Origin of the sequence: Desulfofundulus thermosubterraneus DSM 16057, from assembly GCF_900142025.1 — a bacterium.
In the GTDB taxonomy this organism is placed as follows: domain Bacteria; phylum Bacillota; class Desulfotomaculia; order Desulfotomaculales; family Desulfovirgulaceae; genus Desulfofundulus; species Desulfofundulus thermosubterraneus.
Map to the genome: position 1 here is coordinate 38,013 of NZ_FQZM01000011.1, position 20,270 is coordinate 58,282.

The window sequence follows — 20,270 nt, forward strand, 5'->3', positions numbered from 1 at the left end:
TAAAATCACTAAAAGAGAAAAGCCGGAGCGAATTTTTCGCTCCGGCCCCACAAAATACAGGAGGTAATTTAAGATGCAGTTTTTCCCCCTTGCTTTAAGTATAGCAGTTCTGGCAGGAATTTGGACATATTTTTCTGGCCAATTTAATCTTCTTACCTGGCCTGCTTTTGTAGGTTGGGCACTGTTTTTTGCTTCCGGGGGTAATGCAGAGTCGGTTAAAAAGACGTTTTTCCCATCGGTTTGCGGTGTAATCCTGGGTTATTTAGCGGTGATCTGCGCCCCATACCTGGGTGGTCCCGCATTGGGGGTTGCTGTCGGAGTAACGATTATTGCATTCATTATGGTTATGCTTGCCCCGATTGATATTTTTGCTTTCGTACCGGCACAGTTTGCGTGCTGTGCAGCATTTTTTGGAACTGGTGCTAAGTTTTGGCCAACGATAATTCCGCTCGTCACCGGGATAGGATTAGGATACATTTCCGCTATATTACCCAATTTATTTACTAAACAGGGTAAAAAGGATTCCGCAGCTCATTAGGATAATTTTAATTATCAAATTTTTATGACCTCAAAAAATCTTTGCCTTCAGCTGGAAATGATCCGCTGAAGGCTTTTTACATAATTTACTGACAGTCTTTCCGTTGACTATGACGTAACAATGTTTAATAATTTAATTGTTAGCAATATAAGTAAACATTATAAGTAAACATTCTAAATCGCAATGAAAAAGAAGGGGTTCCGGATGGCTGAGTACGTTTATGGCCTGCCGGTGCAGGGCTATCTGAGGGAATTAGTGGCAGTATCCCTGCTGCAGGAGGTCGTGGATAAATTTGCCAGAGCCACGGGTGTTGCGGCCATCGTGGTGGACGTGGACGGAACACCCATCACCAAGCCCAGTAATTTCACCGCCTTTTGCCGTTTGGTGCGCTCCTCGCCGGTTGGTGAGAAAGGGTGTTATGAATCGGATCGGCGTGTAGGTGAGGCGGCAGCCAAGTGGAAAAGCCTCAGCCTGCACCAGTGCCACTGTACTTTGATCGATATGGCGGCCCCGCTAATTGTGGACGGCGTGTACTGGGGAGCGGTACTTTGCGGGCAGGTATTGCTGGAGCCTCCGCAGGAGGAGCAGATTAAGCAGGTTCGGCAGGTGGCCCGCCAGTACGGGCTGGACGAAGAAAAAATGTGCGCTGCGCTGCACAAGATAGAGGTGGTTACGGAGGAAAAAATCCGGGCTGCCGGAGAACTTTTGCAAATAGTGGCCAATTATATTGTCGAGATGAGCGTATCACGCATTACCAGCCAACGTCTCACCCGGCAGCTTAAAGAAAAGGCCGATATGGAACGGGTGATGCACCAGCTGGAACTGCGTGCCCTGCAGTCCCAGGTTAACCCCCACTTCCTGTTTAACACACTCAATGCTGCCTGCCGGCTGGCCATGATTGAAGGGGCCTCCCAGACCGAAGAATTGATCTATGCGCTGTCCGGGCTGCTCCGGTACACTCTGCGCAAGATAGACCAGATGGTTTCCCTTCGGGAGGAGCTGGAACATATTACTAACTATTTGTTTATCCAGAGAACACGGTATGGGAATCATATTAAAGTTAAAATTCACGCCCAACCCGAAGCGTTGAATGCCATGATTCCCCTGATGACCCTGCAGCCGCTGGTCGAGAACGCCATCGTGCACGGCCTGGAACTCAAAGAGGACGGGGGAACCATATTCATCAACGCCCGGTGTTTTGGAGAAAGGATATGCATTGAAGTTCGCGATACCGGGCTGGGGATGGAACCGGGGGTGGCGAGCCAGGTCCTGGAAGGTAACCGGTCCGGGCTCGGACATACCACCGGCCTCGGTTTAAGCAATGTGCACCAGAGGTTGCGGCACTGCTTCGGCGAGAAATACGGCCTGGAAATTTTTAGTTCGCCTGGAGAAGGGACGACAGTGAAAGTCTGGATTCCCTTAAAGAGTTGATGGTTCCGGAAGGGGATTTTTATGAACAATGCGAATGAAATGAGTCTTCTGGTTGTTGACGACGAGCACCTCGAAAGGCAGGCCATCCGCCTGATTCTTGAACGGGCAGAAGAACCAATCAAAGTGGTGGGTGAAGCAAGGAACGGCCGCCAGGCTGTACAGATGGCTGAGGAGCTGCGGCCGGACATCATTTTGCTGGATATTAAGATGCCCGGTATGGACGGGTTGACCGCCGCACGGGAAATCCGAAAAATTTTACCTGCCAGTGCCATTATTTTCCTTACCGCTTACAACGAATTTGATTATGTCCAGGAAGCCCTGCGCATCGGGGTGTGCGATTTCCTGCTCAAGCCCATTCGTACCCAGGAACTGGTAGATGTATTGAGAAATACGCGGCTCCAGCTTTTGAGGGAGCGCCAAGAGCAGAGTGAACATAAAAGGTTGCAGGAACAACTGACCGAGGCTCTCCCCTGGCTGCGGGTTAATCTCGGCCTGGGGCTTATCTGGGGTTTGTGGGAAGATCGGGCTGCAGTGGAACAGCAGGCCCGGCTGGTACGGCTGGAGGTGTTACCCCGGGTCGCTTTCGGTGTGTGCATGGAAAGCCGGCTCGAGGGTAATACTGCTTCTCTAACCAGGTTCGAGTTGCTCCGTTATCAATTGCAGCGGCTGGTGGAAGAAGTCTTGAACCGGCATCCCTGGGGGTTATGCCTGCCGATTAGTGACCGCATCTTGATAGGCCTGTGGGGGAACCAGGGGCCGGACCAGGAACAGAATCTTCGCCAGCTGGCGAACGATATTATTGAAACTGCTGCGGATCAGCTTTCCCTGGGGGTAACTGTCGGACTCTCTCGTTTTTGTGAGGATATAAGCCAGTTGCCCCATGCAGCCTGGGAGGCTCAAACCGCGGCCCATCTCGGTATGTTTTACCTGGGTCCGGAGCGGGTAGTTCATGTGGACGAGCTGGAGCATAAAAATGGCAAGGATGAAATTGTTTACGCGGCCAGAGAAAGGGAATTGATAGAAGTCCTGCGCAGTGGCGATGCGGAAAAGGTTAGAAAGGTATTTCGAGAATTCCTGGTTTCTATTTTTGACGGCCGGGGCACCGACCTTCATCTGATTAAAGCCCGTCTGATGACTGTGCTTGTGGCGTTCTCGCGCAGTATGGGCAGCTACGGGGATCTGAAGGAAGAAATGGTGCATGCTTATAACAAATTCGCCCGCCAGCTTTCCCTCTGCCTCTCGGTTGAAGAAATGGAAAACTGGCTCGTTGAGCTGGCCTTGACGGGGAACGGCTGTTCCGGTGAGCACGGCGGCAAGCTGGTGACCGGGGCGGTTAAAAGAGCCCTGGCTTACATCCATGAAAACTACCAGCGGGAAATTTCACTAACCGATCTGTCGCGAATAATTTTTCTGAGTCCGGATTATTTCAGCCGGGCTTTTAAAGAGCAGGTGGGATGTACTTTTTCAGAATACGTAATGCGCCTGCGGATTGAGAAGGCCAAGAAACTACTCGCCGAGACGGATTTGCCCGTGGGAGAAGTGGCGCAGCAGGTGGGATACCCCGATCCCAACTATTTCAGTCGGGTTTTTGGCCGTGCCATGGGTGTTCCTCCCAGTCGCTACCGGCAGATGATTACCGCCCGCCGGGGAGGATAGACGTTGCTTTTTTCGTTTCAGTACTTACCCACTGCCGTCCGGCACTGTTTGATGGGGTTTCCGTGAAGAATTTTTTTACTAATCAGAAAAGGATTTTCAGCTCTATACGTAGAAAAAGCACAACTTTAAAAACGATCCTGCTTTGACCCGGCACGCGCCCGCTTTTCATTAATTCTTCACCGTTTGTTCTTTGTTGTCCGGTAATTAACGCTGCAAAGATTGAGAGGAATAGTGAGTGTTGGGGCAGCACAGCTAATCCGGTCCGAAGCGTCAATTAAACTCAAAATACCGGGAACAGAGTCGTATTTTGGTGAGTGCTGGGCGGCACCATAGCGGGACCACTGACATTTACGGCTTCGTTGAGGGGGATGTACTGGACGGTGGTTTCTTATACCCATCAAAGTGGAGGGTCTTTCCCGTTGCGGTCACAGTCCGGGAGTGGGCGGCGGCGCCTGCGTTTCAACAAAAACCGGCTCCCCGGATTATTGGTGTTGGTACTTTTATGCTACCTTGTGCTATCATTTTTTTCCCAGTTTCACCGCCTGGATGCCATGCAGCAGGATCTGAAGCAGCTTCAGGCCCAGCTGGTGGAACTGCAAAAGAAAAATGCGGAGTTAAAACAGCAGCTGAAGACGGTACAGTCGGACGAATACATAGAACAGGTGGCCAGGGAACGCCTGGGCCTGGTGAAGCCGGGGGAGGCACGTATTGTACCGGTAAAGCCGGGGGAATAGCAGTTTCTTGTGTTATTAAAATCTTTCTTGACACTTACGCTTTTCCGGGCATATAATTAACCAAGGTTTTCAGCAAAAAGGGAGGCAAAACCGCAGGTTATGCCTGTAGAAGTAGGGAGCGTTTTGGAAGGCGTGGTGACCGGTATTGCTAACTTCGGGGCCTTTATTCAGCTTCCCGGTGGTGAAACCGGTCTGGTACACATTTCCGAAGTGGCTGATGAGTATGTAAAAGACATCAACCAGTTTTTAAAGGTTAATGATCGGGTGACGGTAAAGGTGATTTCCGTGGATTCCCGCGGGAAAATCGGGCTTTCCATCAGGCAGGCCAGGGATTCCGGGGAAAGGTCATCCCGGCGCAGGCGGTTTGAGCCTTCCTTTGAGGAAAAGCTGAGCCGTTTCCTTAAAGAAAGCGAAGAGCTGCAGCAGTCCCTGCGCAGGAGCCTTGATGCCAAGCGGGGCGGCCGGGGCTCCGGGAGGCGGTTTCTTTAGCACTGGTAAATAATCCGTATAAACTTGGTTATGACAGCATTCCGAAAAAGGGAATGCTTTTTTAGTGTTGGCCAGGGAAAGGGGTTTGGCTATGCGCGTGGCGGTCATTGATATCGGCACCAATTCCACCCGTTTGCTGGTTGCCGACGTCCACCGGGAGAAAGTGGAACGGGTGGTTCATTTCGACCTGGTGACCACCAGGTTGGGGGAAGGAATTGGCTCCGGGTATTTGCACAAGGATGCCGTTGCCCGCACCTGTGAGACCTTAAAGCATTATCTGGAACGTATACACCCCTTGCAGGTGGAGTGTGTGGTGGCGGCGGCTACCAGTGCCGTGCGGGATGCCTGCAACCGGGAAGAGTTTCTGGAGGCGGCCCGCCGGGTCGGCCTGGAGGTAACGGTTCTTTCCGGTGAAGAGGAAGCCTATCTCAGTTATCTGGGGGTTCAGGCCGGGCTTGAGGTGGATGCGGCGGGGCTGGTGGTTATGGACGTTGGTGGCGGGAGCACCGAATTTATCTGGCAACGGGAGGGGTCCCTTTTTTGCCGCAGCGTCAATGTGGGAGCGGTGCGCATGACCGAGGGAGGGCATGACGATGCCGCCATCAGCCGTCTCCTCTCACCCACGCTGAACCAGGTTAGGTTCAGCTCTCCCCGGCGCCTGGTGGGGGTGGGCGGAACGGTTACCACGTGTGCGGCTATGGTGCAAAAACTGACGGTTTATGACCCGGCCCGGGTACACGGTTTCGTGCTTTCCCGTGCGGATGTGGAAAATATATTGGCTATTCTTTCCCGGTGCACTCTGGAAGAGCGACGCCGCCTGCCCGGGCTTCAGCCGGAAAGGGCCGATATTATCGCCGCGGGAGTGCGCATTGTGCGATTAGTGATGCGGGAACTGGACATGCCTTCCCTGCAGGTGAGTGAAACGGACATAATGCACGGTCTGGCCATCCAGGCCGCGTCCGGTGTCGAAAGAAAAAATGTTGTAATTTACCAATGATGACAAAAAAAGCCCACCCCCTGTACTATAATTTTCAATTGAGGGACTGATAAGGGGTGGCATTTGTGTCTGACGAAATCAACGTCTATCCCTACCAGCGGGCAGGACGGGGTCAAGAAAGAAAACGTTTGCCGAAAAAACGAAAACGCTGGCAGTTTTTGTGCAGGCCGGCGGGGGCAACGTTCCTGACCCGCGAGGGGCTGCTTTTGTTTATTGCCGGCTTTTTTTTGGGGCGGGCCGTCTTGCTGGGTGAAATTGTTCCCTGTGCTGCTGCCTTTGTGGCCGCCGCAACCCGTACCTTTCCGGGCTCCGGATTGGCCGCCCTTTTGGGTGCCGGTGCTGGCCTGGCTACTGTAAGCTCCGGCCTGTCCCTGGTCGGGGCACTGGGTACCGTGGTTTTGACCTGGCTATTGGTACAGGCCATGCCCGGTGGCGTCAAAAGGCCGCAGCTGGTGGTGGCGGCAGCCGTCTTTTCCCTGACTGTGGTCGTTAAAGCAGGTGTGCTGGCCTTTACCGGGTCCTCTCCGTACCAGTATATTACCATCTTTTTTGAAGGCGGGTTCGCCGCCCTGTTAACCCTGGTTTTTCTTGCAGGTCTTCCTCCCCTGGACAAGCTTACCGGCCTGGCCACCTTGACGGGGGAAGAATTGTTTTCCATGCTTGTGCTGCTGGCGGCGGTGGTGGCCGGAACGGGCGACTTGCAGGTAGCCATGTTTACTTTAAAGGGGCTCCTGAGCCGGTTGATTATTTTGCTGGCCGCTCTTTTAGGAGGCGTGGGTTTGGGCGCCGCCGTGGGAGCGGTGGTGGGCGTTATTCCGGGGCTGGTTTATACTGCGGTTCCGGCTATGGTTGGCGGCTACTCCTTTGCGGGATTGCTGGCCGGGTTGTGCCGGGGTTTCGGCAGGCCCGGGGTTGCTTTAGGTTTTCTTCTGAGCAATATCATTTTATCCGTTTACCTGGCTAATTTTGGGGATTTGACGGCGGTGATAGGGGAAACTGCCCTGGCCGTGTTGCTTTTCCTGCTCATCCCGGGGCGCTACATCGGCTCTTTAAGTAAATCCCTGTTCCCCGTTGTTTTGAAGGTGCAGGGTGCAACACCCGCCGCGGACCGGGTGCAGGCGGTGGTTGCCGGCCGCATGCGCAACTGGTCCCTGGTTTTCGACGAGCTTTCCCGCAGTTTTAATCAAAGTTGCGCCACGTCGCCCCAAGAGAAGGAAGAACCTTCCCTGCAGTCTTTGTTTAACCAGATTGCCGCCAAGGTGTGCCAGGGATGCGGTCTTTACCGCACCTGCTGGGAATGGGAATTTTTTCGCACCTACCAGAGCCTGCTGGATCTTTTTACCCTGGTGGAAATGTACGGGCAGGTCACCGGGGCGGATCTGCCGGATACGCTTCGAAGGCGCTGTTCCCGGCCGAAGGAACTGGCCATTACCGTCACCTGCCTTTATGAAACTTATAAGCTTAACCGCTACTGGCTGAAAAGACTGGCCGAGAGCAAAGAGATTGTTTCCGAACAATTGAAAGGTGTGGCCCAGATTATTGAGAATCTTTCGTCGGAACTGGAATTTGAGGTACGGGCCCTTACGGGCGACGAGCAGCTGCTGAAACAAAAGCTCAAACAGGCGGGATTCCCGGTGGCCGAAGTGCGGGTCCAGCGCCAGGGGGATGGCAAAACGGAGGTCATGATCACCCGCAGCGCCTGCGGGCGGCAGCACGAATGCAAGGACATGGCGGCGCTGGTATCCCGGTTGATGGGCGAATCCTTCGCCCTGCCCTTCATCCAGTGTCCCGTTTTTAAGCCTGACCCGTGGTGTACCTTCCGCCTGTATAGCGGGCTGAAATTTGTCCTCAACTTAGGGGTGGCCGGGATAGGTAAAAACGGGAGCTCCGTTTCCGGGGATAGTTACGCCTTCTTGCCCTTAAAGGAAGGCCAGTTTACCCTGGTCTTAAGCGACGGCATGGGCAGCGGTGCGGAGGCGGCCCTGGAAAGCAGTACGGCCGTGTCTCTGCTGGGCAGGCTTTTAGAAACGGGGTTGGACCGCAACCTGGCCGTAAAAACTGTTAATTCCATCATGATCCTCCGTTCACCCGGGGAAACTTTTGCCACCCTGGACATGGCCATGCTGGACCTTTACGAAGGCCAGGCCGATTTTGTTAAAATTGGTGCCCCACCTACCTTTCTTATTAGAAACAGGCGGGTCAGTATGATTCGCACCAGTTCCCTGCCGGTGGGTATTATCAAGGACATTGACGTGGCTTCCGTGGCCAGGACCCTTCTGGAAGGGGACGTGCTGGTCATGGTCAGTGACGGCATCATCGACTCTTACCGCGGTTCGGGAGATAAGGAGGACTGGATCCTGGGCGTACTCCAGGAAATAAGCGATTTCAGCCCCCAGGAGATGGCTGAACTGCTGCTCAAGCTGGCCCAGACCGGGGCGGGCGGTGAAAAGCAAAATGCTGATGATATGACCGTGCTGGTGGCCCGGGTGGAAAAGGCGACGCCCTCTTGAAGAGGGCTATTTTAGTGACCGTAAAGGTAATTGCTCAGTAAAACCGCTACTGCGGGCAAGGTGCCGCGTTGTCCAAAGCGAACGACTTGCGGAGCACTGGAGTGAGCGTGGGCAACGGGCACCATTGAACATTTACCCGTAAGGTAACACATTTTCTGCCACCGGGAAGGAAAAAGATATTATTTGTGGAATTGTAGTATTTCGGATGCGTATTTGGGAGTGCCGGGGATGGCTCTGGAGCAGGATGTGCGTATTTTCATGGATAAATTCCGCATGATCTCCCCCGGGGATAAGGTGCTGGTCGGGGTTTCCGGCGGCCCCGATTCGGTGGCTCTTCTGCATTTGCTCTGGCGCATGAAAGGGGAGTTGCAAATTTCCCTGGCAGTGGCCCATTTAAACCACATGTTTCGCGGGGAAGAGGCCCGGGCCGACGCCCGGCTGGTGGAAGGGCTGGCCAAAAGCCTGGGACTGCCGGTCTACGTAGAAGAATTTGACGTGCCCGCTTACCGGGAACGCACCGGCCTTTCGGCCCAGGATGCGGCCCGCCGGGTGCGTTACCGCTTTTTTGAGGAAGTGGCCAGGCGTACCGGTGCCTCCCGGGTGGCCCTGGGCCATCACGCCGACGATCAGGCGGAAACCATTCTCTTTAATTTCCTGCGCGGCACGGGACTGGCCGGATTAAAGGGTATCCCCCCTGTCCGGGGAAAGTATATTCGCCCCCTGCTGGACATCCGCCGGCGCGAAATCGAGGATTATTGCCGGGAACACTCCCTGCCCGTGCGGGAGGATGCTTCCAACAAGAAAACCATTTACACCCGTAACCGGATTCGCCTGGAATTAATCCCCCGCCTGGAGGCGGATTTTAACCCGCGGTTGGTTGATGCTCTTGTACACCTGGGGCACATTTGCCGGGAGGAAAACGATTACCTGGAAGAACAGGCCGCTCTCCTCTACGGGCGGGCATTAAAAAATCAAAAGGAGCACTGCTTGCTCTTTGCTGTTGCCGAGCTGTTATCCTCTCCTCCGGCCCTGGTGCGCCGTGTTTTGCGTCGGGCCTGGCGTCACCTCACCGGTGAAGCAGATTTGTCCTATCTACAGGTGGAGTGCCTGCTGGCCCTTTTGCATAACCCTGTTGGAGGCAAAGTGGTGGAACTCCCCCGGGGGGTAAGGGCGTCCCGCCAGGGTCAGGTTTTACGCCTGTGGATAGGGGGTGATGCCCCTGGTGTGCCCGATTACAGTTATCCCCTGGAAGTGCCGGGCATAACCTATATTCCAGAGATTAATTCTTCCGTCAAAGCCAGGCTCATTTCCATTAACGACGCCCCTGATCCCCGGTCTCTCTCTGCCCGGGAAGCCCTTTTAGATTATGATACCCTGCCCGGGCTACTGACCGTTCGCAGACGCCGGGAGGGAGACCGGTTTCAGCCCCTTGGCATGGCCGCCCATGTGAAATTAAAAAAGTTTCTCATTGAGCAGGGGATTCCCCGGGAGGAGCGGGATTGCCTGCCCCTGGTTGTGGCGGGGGACGAAATTATCTGGGTGGGGGGAGTGCGTCCCGGCGAACCATGGAAAGTGACCCCTGATACAAAGAGGTGCCTTTATCTGCAAATCCTGGAGGGAAAAGTGCCGGGTGCATAAAATAATTGTAACAGGACCGTAAATATGTTAGAATTAAACTTATGGTTGAATTGACCGGCTTTGTCGAGAGGAGTGGCTTTGTTGAACAAGGTCCTGAAAAATTTAAGCATATACCTGCTGATCGTGCTGGTTATTATAATGCTGATTAAATATACCCAGCCACCTAATACAGGGATGGAAGAGTGGACTTACAACAGGTTTTTCCAGGCAGTAAATCAGGGCCAGGTTCAGGAAGTGACCATTCAGTCCCGGGAACATACAAACCTGATCGCCGGGACAACGAAAAACGGTACCAGGTTTCAGGTTACAGGGTTGAAAAATGATGCCCAGATAGCTGCTTTTTTGCTGGAAAAAGGGGTTGAAGTAAAAATTCAAGAGCCCCCCTCCCCGGGTTGGTGGGCCAATATCCTGACCAGCCTTTTGCCCATCTTAATATTCATATTGCTCTTCTTCTTCATGATGCAGCAGACCCAGGGCGGGGGCAACCGGGTAATGTCCTTCGGCAAAAGCCGGGCCCGCCTGCATACCGACGATAAAAAACGGGCAACCTTTGCAGATGTAGCGGGTGCCGATGAGGTTAAGGAAGAACTGCAGGAGATTGTAGAGTTCTTGAAAAACCCTAAAAAATTTGCCGAACTGGGAGCCCGCATTCCCAAAGGGGTACTCCTCTACGGGCCGCCCGGGACCGGGAAGACCCTTCTGGCCCGGGCTGTGGCCGGGGAAGCCGGGGTGCCCTTTTTCAGCATTAGCGGTTCGGATTTCGTGGAGATGTTTGTGGGTGTCGGCGCTTCCCGGGTGCGGGATCTTTTTGACCAGGCCAAGAAAAACGCCCCCTGTATTGTTTTTATTGACGAAATTGATGCCGTCGGCCGGCAGCGGGGGGCGGGTTTGGGCGGCGGCCACGACGAGCGGGAGCAAACCCTGAACCAGCTCCTGGTAGAAATGGACGGCTTCAGCCCCAACGAAGGGATCATCATCATTGCCGCCACCAACCGGCCGGATATCCTGGATCCCGCCCTTTTAAGGCCCGGCCGCTTTGACCGGCAGGTAGTGGTGGACATTCCCGACGTGGCGGGACGCAAGGAGATTCTCAAGGTGCATGTACGGGGCAAACCTCTGGCTCCCGACGTGGACCTGGATGTGCTGGCCCGGCGCACCCCCGGTTTTACGGGTGCCGACCTGGCCAACCTGGTGAACGAGGCCGCCCTCCTGGCTGCCCGCAACAATAAAACCCAGATTACCATGCAGGAACTGGAGGACTCCATAGAACGGGTCATTGCCGGTCCGGAGAAAAAATCCAAGGTCATCAGCGAACAGGAAAAGAAACTGGTGTCCTATCATGAAGCCGGCCATGCGGTGGTTGGCTATCTCCTGCCCAATACCGATCCGGTGCATAAGGTTTCCATCATTCCCCGGGGCAGGGCCGGGGGGTATACCCTGCTTTTGCCCAAGGAAGATCGCTATTACATGACCCGCTCCATGCTCTTGGACCAGGTGACCATGCTGCTGGCCGGCCGGGTGGCGGAGGCTCTGGTGTTGAAAGAAATAAGCACCGGTGCCCAGAACGACCTGGAGCGGGCCACCGAAATCGTCCGGCGCATGGTCATGGAGTACGGCATGAGTGAAGAGATTGGACCCATGACCCTGGGGCGTAAACAAGAAACGGTCTTTTTAGGGCGGGACCTGGCCCGGGACCGGAACTACGGCGAGGAAGTGGCCGCGGCCATCGACAAGGAAGTCCGGCGCATGATTGAGAGCTGTTACAACCGGGCCAAAGAGCTTTTGGAAAAGCACATGGACACGCTGCACCTGGTGGCCAAAACCCTCTTTGATAAAGAAACCCTGGAGGCGGATGAATTTGCCGCCCTGATGAAACAGGCCGGGGAAGAGGAGCACAGCGCCAGGAATTAAACGCCCAGCACTCAACACCCAGGTTAAGTTAATACCTTAGAAGCTGAGTGTTGCGATGGGTGTTGAGTGCTGGGTAATTACATACAGGAGGAGTTGTCTTATGGAACGGACCTTTGTGATGATTAAACCCGATGGTGTACAGCGAAACCTGGTAGGGAATATTATTGCCTGTTTTGAGAAGAAAGGGCTGAAGATTGTCGGCTTGAAAATGATGCGCATCCCGCGGGATTTGGCGGAGAAACATTACGGAGAACATAAGGACAAGCCCTTCTTTGGCCCTCTGGTCGAGTACATTACTTCGGGGCCGGTGGTGGCCATGGTGCTGGAAGGGAAGGATGCGGTTACTACGGTACGGGAAATGATGGGAGCTACCAATCCCTTGAAGGCGGCTCCCGGGACGATCCGGGCCACTTACGGCATGGACATTGGCCGCAATGTAGTCCATGGCTCCGATTCCCCGGCCAGTGCCGGGCGGGAAATCAACCTTTTCTTTTCTCCGGAAGAACTGGTGGACTACCGGCGGGATGTGGACCGCTGGATTTATGAATAGGGGTGGCGGAAGGAAGCCACTCCTTTGTTCTGTGCAGAATTTTTTGTGAACATATAAAAAAATTTTTTTAAGCAGGAATTCTCTGATAAAGTGACGAACTAGAAGTGGATAACAGGGGGTGAAGGGAGATGGCGGGAGAACTCAAGATCGGTTTGCAGGGCGAGGCTGTTACCCGGGTGACGGAGGACAATACCGCCCTGGCTTACGGCAGCGGCGGGGCGAAGGTTTTTGCCACTCCCGCGATGATTGGTCTGATGGAGAAGGCGGCTCTGTCTTCAGTGGACCCCCTTCTGGAGCCCGGGCAGATCACCGTGGGTATCCGGGTGGATGTGGAGCACCTGGCCGCCACGCCCGTGGGGATGGAGGTTGTTGCCCGCTCGGAACTGGTGGAAATTGACGGCAAACGGCTGGTGTTCCGGGTGGAAGCCCGCGACGAACAGGAGTTGATCGGCCGCGGTACTCACGAGCGCTTTATTGTAAACCAGGAGCGTTTTCTTTCCCGGACGGCGGCAAAGCTTAAAACCACCTCTAAGTCAGTATAGATATTCCGGGTACCTACCGGGATATCGTAAATTAATACCAAGTTATTTCTGCCATTGAGGGGGGAAGGAGAGGAATTTGTTAGCTGCAGCGTCAAAGGGGTAAAAATTAAGTTAATCTTGTAAAAGAAAGGGGAGGACGAATTAAATGCCTTACGATGCCACCAAGATGGCGGACTGGCAAATCGCCGAAGAAGCAGAAAAGAATATGCCTACTCCCGGTGAATGGCGGGAAAGGCTCGGCCTGGAGAAGGATGAGATCATTCCCTACGGCAGAATCTGCAAGCTCGATTTCATGAAAATCATCGACCGCCTGAAAGACAGGCCGAACGGTAAATATATCAATGTTACGGCCATTACTCCCACCCCCCTGGGAGAGGGTAAGACGACCACCACCATCGGCCTGGTTGAAGGTCTGGGCAAGCGGGGCAAAAATGTGGGCTGTGCCATCCGCCAGCCATCGGGTGGTCCCACCTTCAACATCAAGGGTACGGCAGCCGGCGGCGGCAACGCTCTGGCCATCCCCATGACCGAGTTTTCCCTGGGTCTGACGGGTGACCTCAACGACATCATGAATGCCCACAACCTGGCCATGGTGGCCCTTACTTCCCGCATGCAGCACGAGCGCAACTACGATGATGCCGAGCTGGCCAAGCGGAACCTGCGCCGCCTGAATATCGACCCCACCAGGGTGGAAATGGGCTGGACCATCGACTTCTGTGCCCAGGCGCTGCGCAACATCATCATCGGTATCGGTGGCCGGATGGACGGCTACATGATGCAGTCCAAGTTCCAGATTGCCGTCAGTTCCGAGCTTATGGCCATCCTGGCGGTGGCGAACGATTTAAAAGACCTGCGCGAACGCATAGGTAAGATCATCGTGGCCTACGATATGAAGGGCAATCCGGTTACCACCAGTGACCTGGAAGTGGCCGGTGCCATGACCGCCTTCATGCGCAACACCATCAACCCCACCCTGATCTCCACTGTGGAGTACCAGCCCGTGCTGGTGCATGCCGGTCCCTTTGCCAACATTGCCATTGGCCAGTCTTCGATTATTGCCGACCGGATCGGGCTGAAAATGTTCGACTACCACGTTACCGAGAGCGGTTTTGCCGCCGATATCGGTTTTGAGAAATTCTGGAACGTCAAGTGCCGCATGAGCGGTTTGGTGCCCAACGTTTCTGTAATAGTGGCTACCATCCGCGCTCTGAAGATGCACGGCGGCGGGCCGAAGGTGGTGCCGGGCCGGCCGATCCCCGAAGAGTACACCAGGGAAAACCTGCCTTTGCTGGAGAAGGGCATCGAGAACCTGATCCATCACATCGGTATTGTCAAGAAGGCCGGTATCAACCCGGTGGTCTGCATCAACTCCTTCTATACCGACACACCCGAGGAAATCAAGCTGGTGCGCCGTTTGGTGGAGCAGGCTGGCGCCCGCTGCGCGGTGTCCGAGCACTGGCTCAAGGGCGGCGAAGGTGCTCTGGAACTGGCCGATGCCGTCATCGATGCCTGCAATGACCCGGTGGACTTCAAGTTCCTCTACCCGCTGGAAATGCCGCTGCGGCAGAGGGTGGAGATTATCGCCAAGGAAGTCTACGGAGCCGACGGTGTAGTTTGGACTCCGGAAGCGGAAGCCAAGGCCAAGATGATCGAAGAAAACCCCGCCTACCGCGACTTTGCCACCATGATGGTGAAGACGCACTTGAGCTTGAGCCACAATCCCGATGCCAAGGGCGTGCCGAAGGGCTGGGTTCTGCCGGTGCGTGACGTCTTAATCTTTGCCGGTGCCAAGTTCCTCTGCCCGATGACCGGTACCATTAGCCTGATGCCCGGAACCAGTTCCGACCCCGCTTTCCGGAGAATAGACGTGGATGTAAATACCGGAAAGGTCATCGGCCTCTTCTAAAAGAAAAAAATCACTCGTACACCCCGGATTTCCGGGGTGTAGTTTTTTTTGTTCAAAATAGTATCAGAGAAATGCGAACTATCTGGTTATTAAATTGACATTCGTTCAGGTTGCCATTATAATGATATCAATGGCCGCCAATCTTATCAGGCGATGGATCCTGATAGGGCCGGAGTAAGAAATTTTCTAAAAAATGCAGTTTAGTTGGGAGTGTTGGTCAATGTCCAGACCGCCGAAATGCCGACGGGTGGAGTTTTTGCCCCGGCTTACCTTTTTCAAGCCGGCGGGGGTTCCCCTGCGGGACCTGGAAGAGGTGGGCCTCACAGTTGAGGAACTGGAAGCGATACGCTTAAAGGATTTATTGGGTTTGGAGCAGGAGGCCTGTGCCGAAAGGATGGGTGTTTCCCGTCCCACCTACCACCGTATCTTGAGCGCCGCCCGGGCCAAGGTGGCCGAGGCGCTGGTCAACGGCAAGGCCATCCGGGTGGAGGGCGGCAACTTCCAGCTGGTTATGCGCCGCTTTCACTGCGAGAATTGCGGCCACGAATGGGAGCTGCCATGCGGCCAGGGCCCCCGGGGCTCGGAGATGGTTTGCCCCAGTTGTGGGAGCACCGAGTTCTACCGTATCGACCAGGACGGCAGGCCCTTCCGCTGCCAGCGCTGGGAAAAGTGCAGCAAACAGGGCGGGTTGGCGGAAAACGGGTAGGTTTTCGTTCCTTGTGATTTGGGCGGGGTGGGTCCATTGCAGCGGGTGGGACGGATTATTGAGGATGGTTTTTACCGCTACTGCCTGGAGCAGAACGCGGCTCGGGAAGTGGACAGGCCCTTTTGCCGGCATGATTTTCAGCATATGCTGGATGTGGCCCGGATCAGTTATATTTTAATGGTGGAAGGCAACCAGCTTTCCGAATTTATTGGCCAGAACCGGCTGGGTAGCCACCAGGCGGCCAAAGAGGTGGTTTATGCTGCCGGCTTGTTGCACGATATCGCCCGCTGGCAGCAGTATGACAGTGGTGAAGACCACGCTCTGGCAGGGGCGCGCCTGGCCCGCCCGGTGCTGGAACGGGCGGGGTTTCTGCCCCACGAAATTGAGGTGATTGCCCGGGCTATTGCCGCCCACCGCCGGGGGGATCCCGGGGGAGGATTGCTGGGGCGCCTCTTATGCCGGGCCGATGACCTGGCCCGCCCCTGTGCCCTTTGTGCCGCCCGCGGTCAATGCTACAAGGCTGGTAGTATGGACACACTGCGGGAGACGCTGGTTTATTGAAAGTATATAAAAGATACGCGGGAGTGGTTTATTTTGCCCGTACAGGTACGAAATATCGAAATAAAAAACCGGGCCCAGGCCCTGAAAGAAATAGCTGCCGTGGGGGCGGACCAGGCCGGCTGCCGGTTGATGGCCCCCAAGGCGGTCCACCGGGTTTTAAAGATCAGCGGCCTGACTCCCGTTCAGGCCAATATTCTCAAGCAGGAAATGCTGGCCAAGGGCGGGGAGGCGGCTGTGGCCAGGGGGGTAGTCGACCATGCGGTAGACAAAACCGATGTCTTGCTTATGGGCACCCTGAAACAGTTTGACGCCCTGCTGGCCAAGCTCAAGATGCAGCCCTTCGGCTTGCCCGCCCTGGCGGAGGAGATCCGCCGTGTCCTGCAGCACCTGGAGGGACGGCCCGCCAGAAGGTTGAACTGCCGGGGAAAGGAACTGGTGCTGGGGGAAAGGACACTGGTCATGGGCATTCTCAACGTAACCCCTGACTCCTTTTCCGACGGCGGCAGGTTCAGCGATCCGTCCCGGGCGGTGGAGCATGCCCACCGCCTCGTGGAGGACGGGGCGGATATTATCGATCTGGGCGGGGAATCCACCCGGCCGGGGTACACGCCGGTAACGGTGGATGAAGAAATGCGCCGGGTAATCCCGGTTCTGGAAAAGCTGGTGCAGGAGATCCCGGTGCCCATATCCGTTGATACCACCAAGGCCGCGGTGGCCCGGGAGGCCCTGGAAATTGGCGCCCACATCATCAACGACCAGTGGGCCCTGCGGGCCGATCCTGAAATGGCGGCGGTGGTGGCCCGCTACGATGTTCCCGTGATCCTCATGCATAACCAGAGGGGCACGGAGTACGAGGACCTGATGGGGGATATGATCCACTTCTTCCGGGAAAGCATCGCCCTGGCCCTGGAGGCGGGTATTTGCCGGGACAAAATCATTATCGACCCGGGGATTGGTTTTGGCAAAACCGTGGAGCAAAACCTGGAGGTCATGAGCCGGCTTTCGGAGCTGGATTGCCTGGGGTTGCCGGTGCTGCTGGGGACATCGCGGAAGTCGATGATCGGCAAGACTTTGGACCTGCCCGTGGATCAACGGGTGGAGGGTACGGCGGCTACGGTGGCCGTTGGCATTGCCGCCGGGGTGGACATCGTCCGGGTGCACGATGTAAAGGAAATGGTGCGGGTGGCCCGCATGACCGACGCCATGGTGCGGCGAAAGCCCGTGCGCTGCGCCTGTGGGGAAGGGTAAGACTGGCGGCTGCTAGTGATTGCCGCCTTTAATTCTTTTTAAGTTTGGATTTTAGTAAATATTCAGTGAGTCCGGTTGGATGCGGCGCTGTCCCCGCTCACTCCAGTGCTCCGCGCCGACAGCACCGCGGCTCGCTTCGGGCCGGCTCTGGCTCTCTGCGGATTGCCCGCCACTAATCATTCTTCGTTGTTACCTCTTGAAACAATATGACTTAAAAGCTCTTCTTCCGGATAGTTTATCATGCGTCCTCGAGAGCCGAGCCGGCAGCCTCGCTTCACCGGGTGCTGTTACCGGCGCTTCGCAAGTCGTTCGCTCCGGACAGCGCCGCATCCTGCTCATAACGGTTTTACTACATATTTACGAATTGTACGGGTTTGAGGTGTAGAGCCAGTGGACCGATTAATTTTAAAAGGTATGGAATTTTACGGCTATCACGGAGTTTTACCCCAGGAACAGCACCTGGGCCAGCGCTTCATTGTCGATGTGGAATTGTCCCTGGACCTGGCTACCGCCGGCAGGACCGACGACCCGGAACAGACGGTGAACTATGCCCGGGTTTTCCGGGTGGTGGAAGAAGTTGTTACCGGTGCCCCCTGCCGCCTGATTGAGGCGGTGGCGGAAAAGGTGGCCGGTGCCATCCTGGAACATTTTCCGGTAAGCGAGGTGCTGGTTCGGGTAAAGAAACCCGGCGCCCCTGTGCCCGGCCATTTCGCATACATGGGCGTGGAGATCCGGCGCCGGCGCTGAGCAGATATGTTCATATGCGCCCCGTCCGGCCGCGGCTGTGTGAAGCCTTTATCCCAGCCTAGTAAGTGGGAAAGCGCGGCTTGATTAAACCTGTCCGCTTACCCCGGCGGTCAGTGACGCTGTTCCCTGGACGAACTGAACCGCCTTTTATCCTCCGGTTACTTATCCAGTAAACAAGAAGCGGTGAAAAAGACGATGGTTTACGGGATTGGTAATGTTCCATATGGGGGGCTTAAGATGGAAGTTATGGCTTACATCGGCCTGGGATCTAACATGGGGGAGAAGAAGGCTAATATAAAAGCTGCCCTGGAACTACTGGGCCGGCTGCCGGGGATTAAAATTTTGCGGGTGGCTCCCTTTTACCGCACCGACCCGGTGGGTTATACGGACCAGGACTGGTTTGTCAATACCGTGGCGGAAATAAAAACCACCCTCTCCCCCCGGGAATTGCTGGCCGCCTGCCTGGAAGTGGAAAACCACCTGGGAAGGGTGCGGGGTGTGCGCTGGGGCCCCCGGGTAATTGACCTGGACCTGCTCCTTTATAACGGGCAGGTAATTGATGAGCCCGATCTTGTGGTTCCCCACCCGCGTATGCACGAGCGCGCCTTTGTCTTGGTGCCCCTGGCCGACCTGGCGCCCGATCTGGTCATCCCGGGCCGGGGCGGGGTGAGGGAGCTGCTGGCCGGTGTTGGCCGGCAGGGGGTGGAACAACTGGAGAAAAGTGAAAGTCAATTGCTTTGACGTAAGAGAAGCCCGGCTTGCCTGTAACAGCCGGGCTTTTTATTCCCTCACCCGGGCTGGTTACCCCGGTGACAACAAATCCCGCAGGGAATTGCGTAAAAAATACTGCATGTCGAGGTACATATCCCAGGTCTTTTCCACCCATTCAAACCGCACCTCGTCGTTACGGCTGAAAAGCACCTTGCCGTCGGTAACCGAATGGCACAGGGTTACGGGAGCATAATTTAACACCTTTATATCCACCGGGTAATGTATTTCCCGCTCCAGTTCCGCACCCAGGGAAAGCTCATATTCGAGAGTCTTTTCCCGGGGGATGGTTTCTTTTTGCAAATACACTCCGATGTCAATATCCCGGAAGGTAGCTTCTTCCACAAAAGAACCAAAAGCATAGGCGAATATAATTTCTTTTCTTTTAACCAGCAGGCGGGCGGCCAGCTGGCAAATCGATGGGCGTTCCTTTTCCGGCAGGGAAAATCGCCTGTGCATAAAACCATTCCTTTCGGATGGTCACAGATCGCATTTTACCATGGCTGCAATTTCAGCCAGGTATAGTTCCAGATCATCCAGGTTGTTGCAAATGATATGGTATACCTTAACATCATCAATGTCGCCATAACGGTGGATTAACAGGTTGCGGAACTTTGCCATCTGGATCAGGCATTCAGCCAGCGGAGGACTTAAAAAAAGCTCCCCGGATAAAATGTTGAAACAATCGGCATAGGAGTTGGGAGCCCTGCCGGTGAGCCGGGCAACCAGGTGGTTACAGATATCAATGGCCGCCTCGGTGGCCACAATCAGGTAATACTTGCTCGCGGCAACCCTTTGCTCGTCAGCTAAAAACTCTTCCATGGTGAGCTCCGTCACCGGCTTAAGCCTGCTCAGGGCCTGACGGATGTCCGCCGCCTTTTGTCGCAGTTTATTTGTATTTATAGATAATTTCATTTTCATTGCGTGTTTTCCTCCATAACCGGCACTATGTTCGTCATATCCTTATGGAAAGTATATCCTCTTTTCCCTGGGAAATCAAGGAGGGCATATTGGTTAGCAATGCCGGGATAGAAAAACATGCGTCATTTCCATATTTAATTATGATAAAATATTTATTGGTTGCACCTATCATAATACAATAGTCCCGGCGCTGTAGAGGTGGTGGTTAGAGTGAACGAACTGATGCGGGTCAATCTTGATCCGGTGGTTGAACAGGTTAAAGCAGCACTGCAAAATTTTCCCCAGGTGGCCGGTGCTTATTTGTTTGGCTCCATTCTGAGGCTATGCCGGCCGGATAGTGATATTGACCTGGGCCTAATATTGGAGCCGGGGATTAATACTGGATAGTGTCGAATAAGACCAGCTGGAATCAGCCAT

The 20,270-nt window shown here is 54.9% G+C and carries 20 protein-coding genes; 18 read left to right on the plus strand and 2 right to left on the minus strand.

Annotated features, from left to right (window positions below; all coding sequences use genetic code 11):
- Positions 1-73: 73 nt before the first annotated feature.
- The 17 genes from BUA65_RS05130 to folK all read left to right on the plus strand — a co-directional run bounded on the left by BUA65_RS05130 (position 74) and on the right by folK (position 18,905).
- The gene (locus BUA65_RS05130) at positions 74-538 is read left to right on the plus strand and encodes a DUF1097 domain-containing protein (protein ID WP_072867741.1); all 465 of its coding nucleotides are present in this window, start codon (positions 74-76) and stop codon (positions 536-538) included.
- A 204-nt stretch (positions 539-742) separates the two neighbouring features.
- The gene (locus BUA65_RS05135) at positions 743-1,969 is read left to right on the plus strand and encodes a sensor histidine kinase (RefSeq protein WP_072867743.1); all 1,227 of its coding nucleotides are present in this window, start codon (positions 743-745) and stop codon (positions 1,967-1,969) included.
- A 21-nt stretch (positions 1,970-1,990) separates the two neighbouring features.
- Positions 1,991-3,625, plus strand: coding sequence for a response regulator transcription factor (locus BUA65_RS05140; protein WP_072867744.1), 1,635 nt, complete (start codon positions 1,991-1,993; stop codon positions 3,623-3,625).
- A 419-nt stretch (positions 3,626-4,044) separates the two neighbouring features.
- Positions 4,045-4,359 carry an FtsB family cell division protein gene (locus tag BUA65_RS05145; protein ID WP_242656235.1) on the plus strand — a complete coding sequence of 105 codons (315 nt, stop codon included), beginning with the start codon at positions 4,045-4,047 and terminating at the stop codon, positions 4,357-4,359.
- Between the two features lie 99 nt (positions 4,360-4,458).
- On the plus strand, positions 4,459-4,848 hold the full coding sequence (locus tag BUA65_RS05150) for a S1 RNA-binding domain-containing protein (RefSeq protein WP_072867747.1): 390 nt from the start codon (positions 4,459-4,461) through the stop codon (positions 4,846-4,848).
- Between the two features lie 91 nt (positions 4,849-4,939).
- Complete coding sequence (locus tag BUA65_RS05155; protein ID WP_072867818.1) at positions 4,940-5,845, plus strand: Ppx/GppA phosphatase family protein; 906 nt, start codon at positions 4,940-4,942, stop codon at positions 5,843-5,845.
- 65 nt (positions 5,846-5,910) lie between these two features.
- The gene (gene spoIIE, locus BUA65_RS05160) at positions 5,911-8,355 is read left to right on the plus strand and encodes a stage II sporulation protein E (protein WP_072867749.1); all 2,445 of its coding nucleotides are present in this window, start codon (positions 5,911-5,913) and stop codon (positions 8,353-8,355) included.
- A 228-nt stretch (positions 8,356-8,583) separates the two neighbouring features.
- Positions 8,584-9,993 (plus strand): tRNA lysidine(34) synthetase TilS, encoded by a 1,410-nt coding sequence (gene tilS, locus BUA65_RS05165; RefSeq protein ID WP_072867751.1) that lies wholly within the window; start codon positions 8,584-8,586, stop codon positions 9,991-9,993.
- Positions 9,994-10,131: 138 nt separating this feature from the next.
- Positions 10,132-11,904 (plus strand): ATP-dependent zinc metalloprotease FtsH, encoded by a 1,773-nt coding sequence (ftsH, locus tag BUA65_RS05170; RefSeq protein ID WP_500683353.1) that lies wholly within the window; start codon positions 10,132-10,134, stop codon positions 11,902-11,904.
- 100 nt (positions 11,905-12,004) lie between these two features.
- Entirely contained in the window at positions 12,005-12,454 is a 450-nt protein-coding gene (ndk, locus tag BUA65_RS05175) for a nucleoside-diphosphate kinase (protein WP_072867755.1), read from the plus strand.
- A 128-nt stretch (positions 12,455-12,582) separates the two neighbouring features.
- Entirely contained in the window at positions 12,583-12,996 is a 414-nt protein-coding gene (locus tag BUA65_RS05180) for a thioesterase family protein (RefSeq protein ID WP_072867756.1), read from the plus strand.
- Positions 12,997-13,141: 145 nt separating this feature from the next.
- The gene (locus BUA65_RS05185; protein WP_072867758.1) at positions 13,142-14,902 is read left to right on the plus strand and encodes a formate--tetrahydrofolate ligase; all 1,761 of its coding nucleotides are present in this window, start codon (positions 13,142-13,144) and stop codon (positions 14,900-14,902) included.
- A 220-nt stretch (positions 14,903-15,122) separates the two neighbouring features.
- Positions 15,123-15,608 (plus strand): DUF134 domain-containing protein, encoded by a 486-nt coding sequence (locus BUA65_RS05190; RefSeq protein ID WP_072867760.1) that lies wholly within the window; start codon positions 15,123-15,125, stop codon positions 15,606-15,608.
- Between the two features lie 45 nt (positions 15,609-15,653).
- Positions 15,654-16,169, plus strand: coding sequence for an HD domain-containing protein (locus BUA65_RS05195; protein WP_242656237.1), 516 nt, complete (start codon positions 15,654-15,656; stop codon positions 16,167-16,169).
- A 33-nt stretch (positions 16,170-16,202) separates the two neighbouring features.
- Positions 16,203-17,417: a dihydropteroate synthase gene (folP, locus tag BUA65_RS05200; protein WP_072867761.1), complete on the plus strand. Its 1,215-nt coding sequence runs from the start codon at positions 16,203-16,205 to the stop codon at positions 17,415-17,417.
- A 390-nt stretch (positions 17,418-17,807) separates the two neighbouring features.
- On the plus strand, positions 17,808-18,164 hold the full coding sequence (gene folB / locus BUA65_RS05205; protein WP_072867763.1) for a dihydroneopterin aldolase: 357 nt from the start codon (positions 17,808-17,810) through the stop codon (positions 18,162-18,164).
- Between the two features lie 237 nt (positions 18,165-18,401).
- The gene (folK, locus tag BUA65_RS05210) at positions 18,402-18,905 is read left to right on the plus strand and encodes a 2-amino-4-hydroxy-6-hydroxymethyldihydropteridine diphosphokinase (protein ID WP_072867765.1); all 504 of its coding nucleotides are present in this window, start codon (positions 18,402-18,404) and stop codon (positions 18,903-18,905) included.
- A gap of 60 nt (positions 18,906-18,965) precedes the next feature.
- Here folK and BUA65_RS05215 read toward each other — a convergent pair whose 3' ends face one another.
- On the minus strand, positions 18,966-19,391 hold the full coding sequence (locus BUA65_RS05215; RefSeq protein WP_072867767.1) for a nucleotidyltransferase domain-containing protein: 426 nt from the start codon (positions 19,389-19,391) through the stop codon (positions 18,966-18,968).
- Between the two features lie 21 nt (positions 19,392-19,412).
- Positions 19,413-19,853 carry a type VII toxin-antitoxin system HepT family RNase toxin gene (hepT, locus tag BUA65_RS05220; RefSeq protein WP_084062081.1) on the minus strand — a complete coding sequence of 147 codons (441 nt, stop codon included), beginning with the start codon at positions 19,851-19,853 and terminating at the stop codon, positions 19,413-19,415.
- A 210-nt stretch (positions 19,854-20,063) separates the two neighbouring features.
- On the opposite strand from hepT, the gene BUA65_RS17850 reads away from it, so the two are divergent.
- Positions 20,064-20,240 carry a nucleotidyltransferase domain-containing protein gene (locus tag BUA65_RS17850; protein WP_114281461.1) on the plus strand — a complete coding sequence of 59 codons (177 nt, stop codon included), beginning with the start codon at positions 20,064-20,066 and terminating at the stop codon, positions 20,238-20,240.
- Positions 20,241-20,270: the final 30 nt, after the last annotated feature.

Bases quoted from the DNA above. Each gene is read 5' to 3' on its own strand.
- BUA65_RS05130 (WP_072867741.1), top strand. From the start codon at position 74: ATGCAGTTTTTCCCCCTTGCTTTAAGTATAGCAGTTCTGGCAGGAATT.
- BUA65_RS05135 (WP_072867743.1), top strand. From the start codon at position 743: ATGGCTGAGTACGTTTATGGCCTGCCGGTGCAGGGCTATCTGAGGGAA.
- BUA65_RS05140 (WP_072867744.1), top strand. From the start codon at position 1,991: ATGAACAATGCGAATGAAATGAGTCTTCTGGTTGTTGACGACGAGCAC.
- BUA65_RS05150 (WP_072867747.1), top strand. From the start codon at position 4,459: ATGCCTGTAGAAGTAGGGAGCGTTTTGGAAGGCGTGGTGACCGGTATT.
- BUA65_RS05155 (WP_072867818.1), top strand. From the start codon at position 4,940: ATGCGCGTGGCGGTCATTGATATCGGCACCAATTCCACCCGTTTGCTG.
- tilS (WP_072867751.1), top strand. From the start codon at position 8,584: ATGGCTCTGGAGCAGGATGTGCGTATTTTCATGGATAAATTCCGCATG.
- ftsH (WP_500683353.1), top strand. From the start codon at position 10,132: ATGCTGATTAAATATACCCAGCCACCTAATACAGGGATGGAAGAGTGG.
- ndk (WP_072867755.1), top strand. From the start codon at position 12,005: ATGGAACGGACCTTTGTGATGATTAAACCCGATGGTGTACAGCGAAAC.
- BUA65_RS05180 (WP_072867756.1), top strand. From the start codon at position 12,583: ATGGCGGGAGAACTCAAGATCGGTTTGCAGGGCGAGGCTGTTACCCGG.
- BUA65_RS05185 (WP_072867758.1), top strand. From the start codon at position 13,142: ATGCCTTACGATGCCACCAAGATGGCGGACTGGCAAATCGCCGAAGAA.
- BUA65_RS05190 (WP_072867760.1), top strand. From the start codon at position 15,123: ATGTCCAGACCGCCGAAATGCCGACGGGTGGAGTTTTTGCCCCGGCTT.
- folK (WP_072867765.1), top strand. From the start codon at position 18,402: ATGGAAGTTATGGCTTACATCGGCCTGGGATCTAACATGGGGGAGAAG.
- BUA65_RS05215 (WP_072867767.1), bottom strand. From the start codon at position 19,391: ATGCACAGGCGATTTTCCCTGCCGGAAAAGGAACGCCCATCGATTTGC.
- hepT (WP_084062081.1), bottom strand. From the start codon at position 19,853: ATGAAAATGAAATTATCTATAAATACAAATAAACTGCGACAAAAGGCG.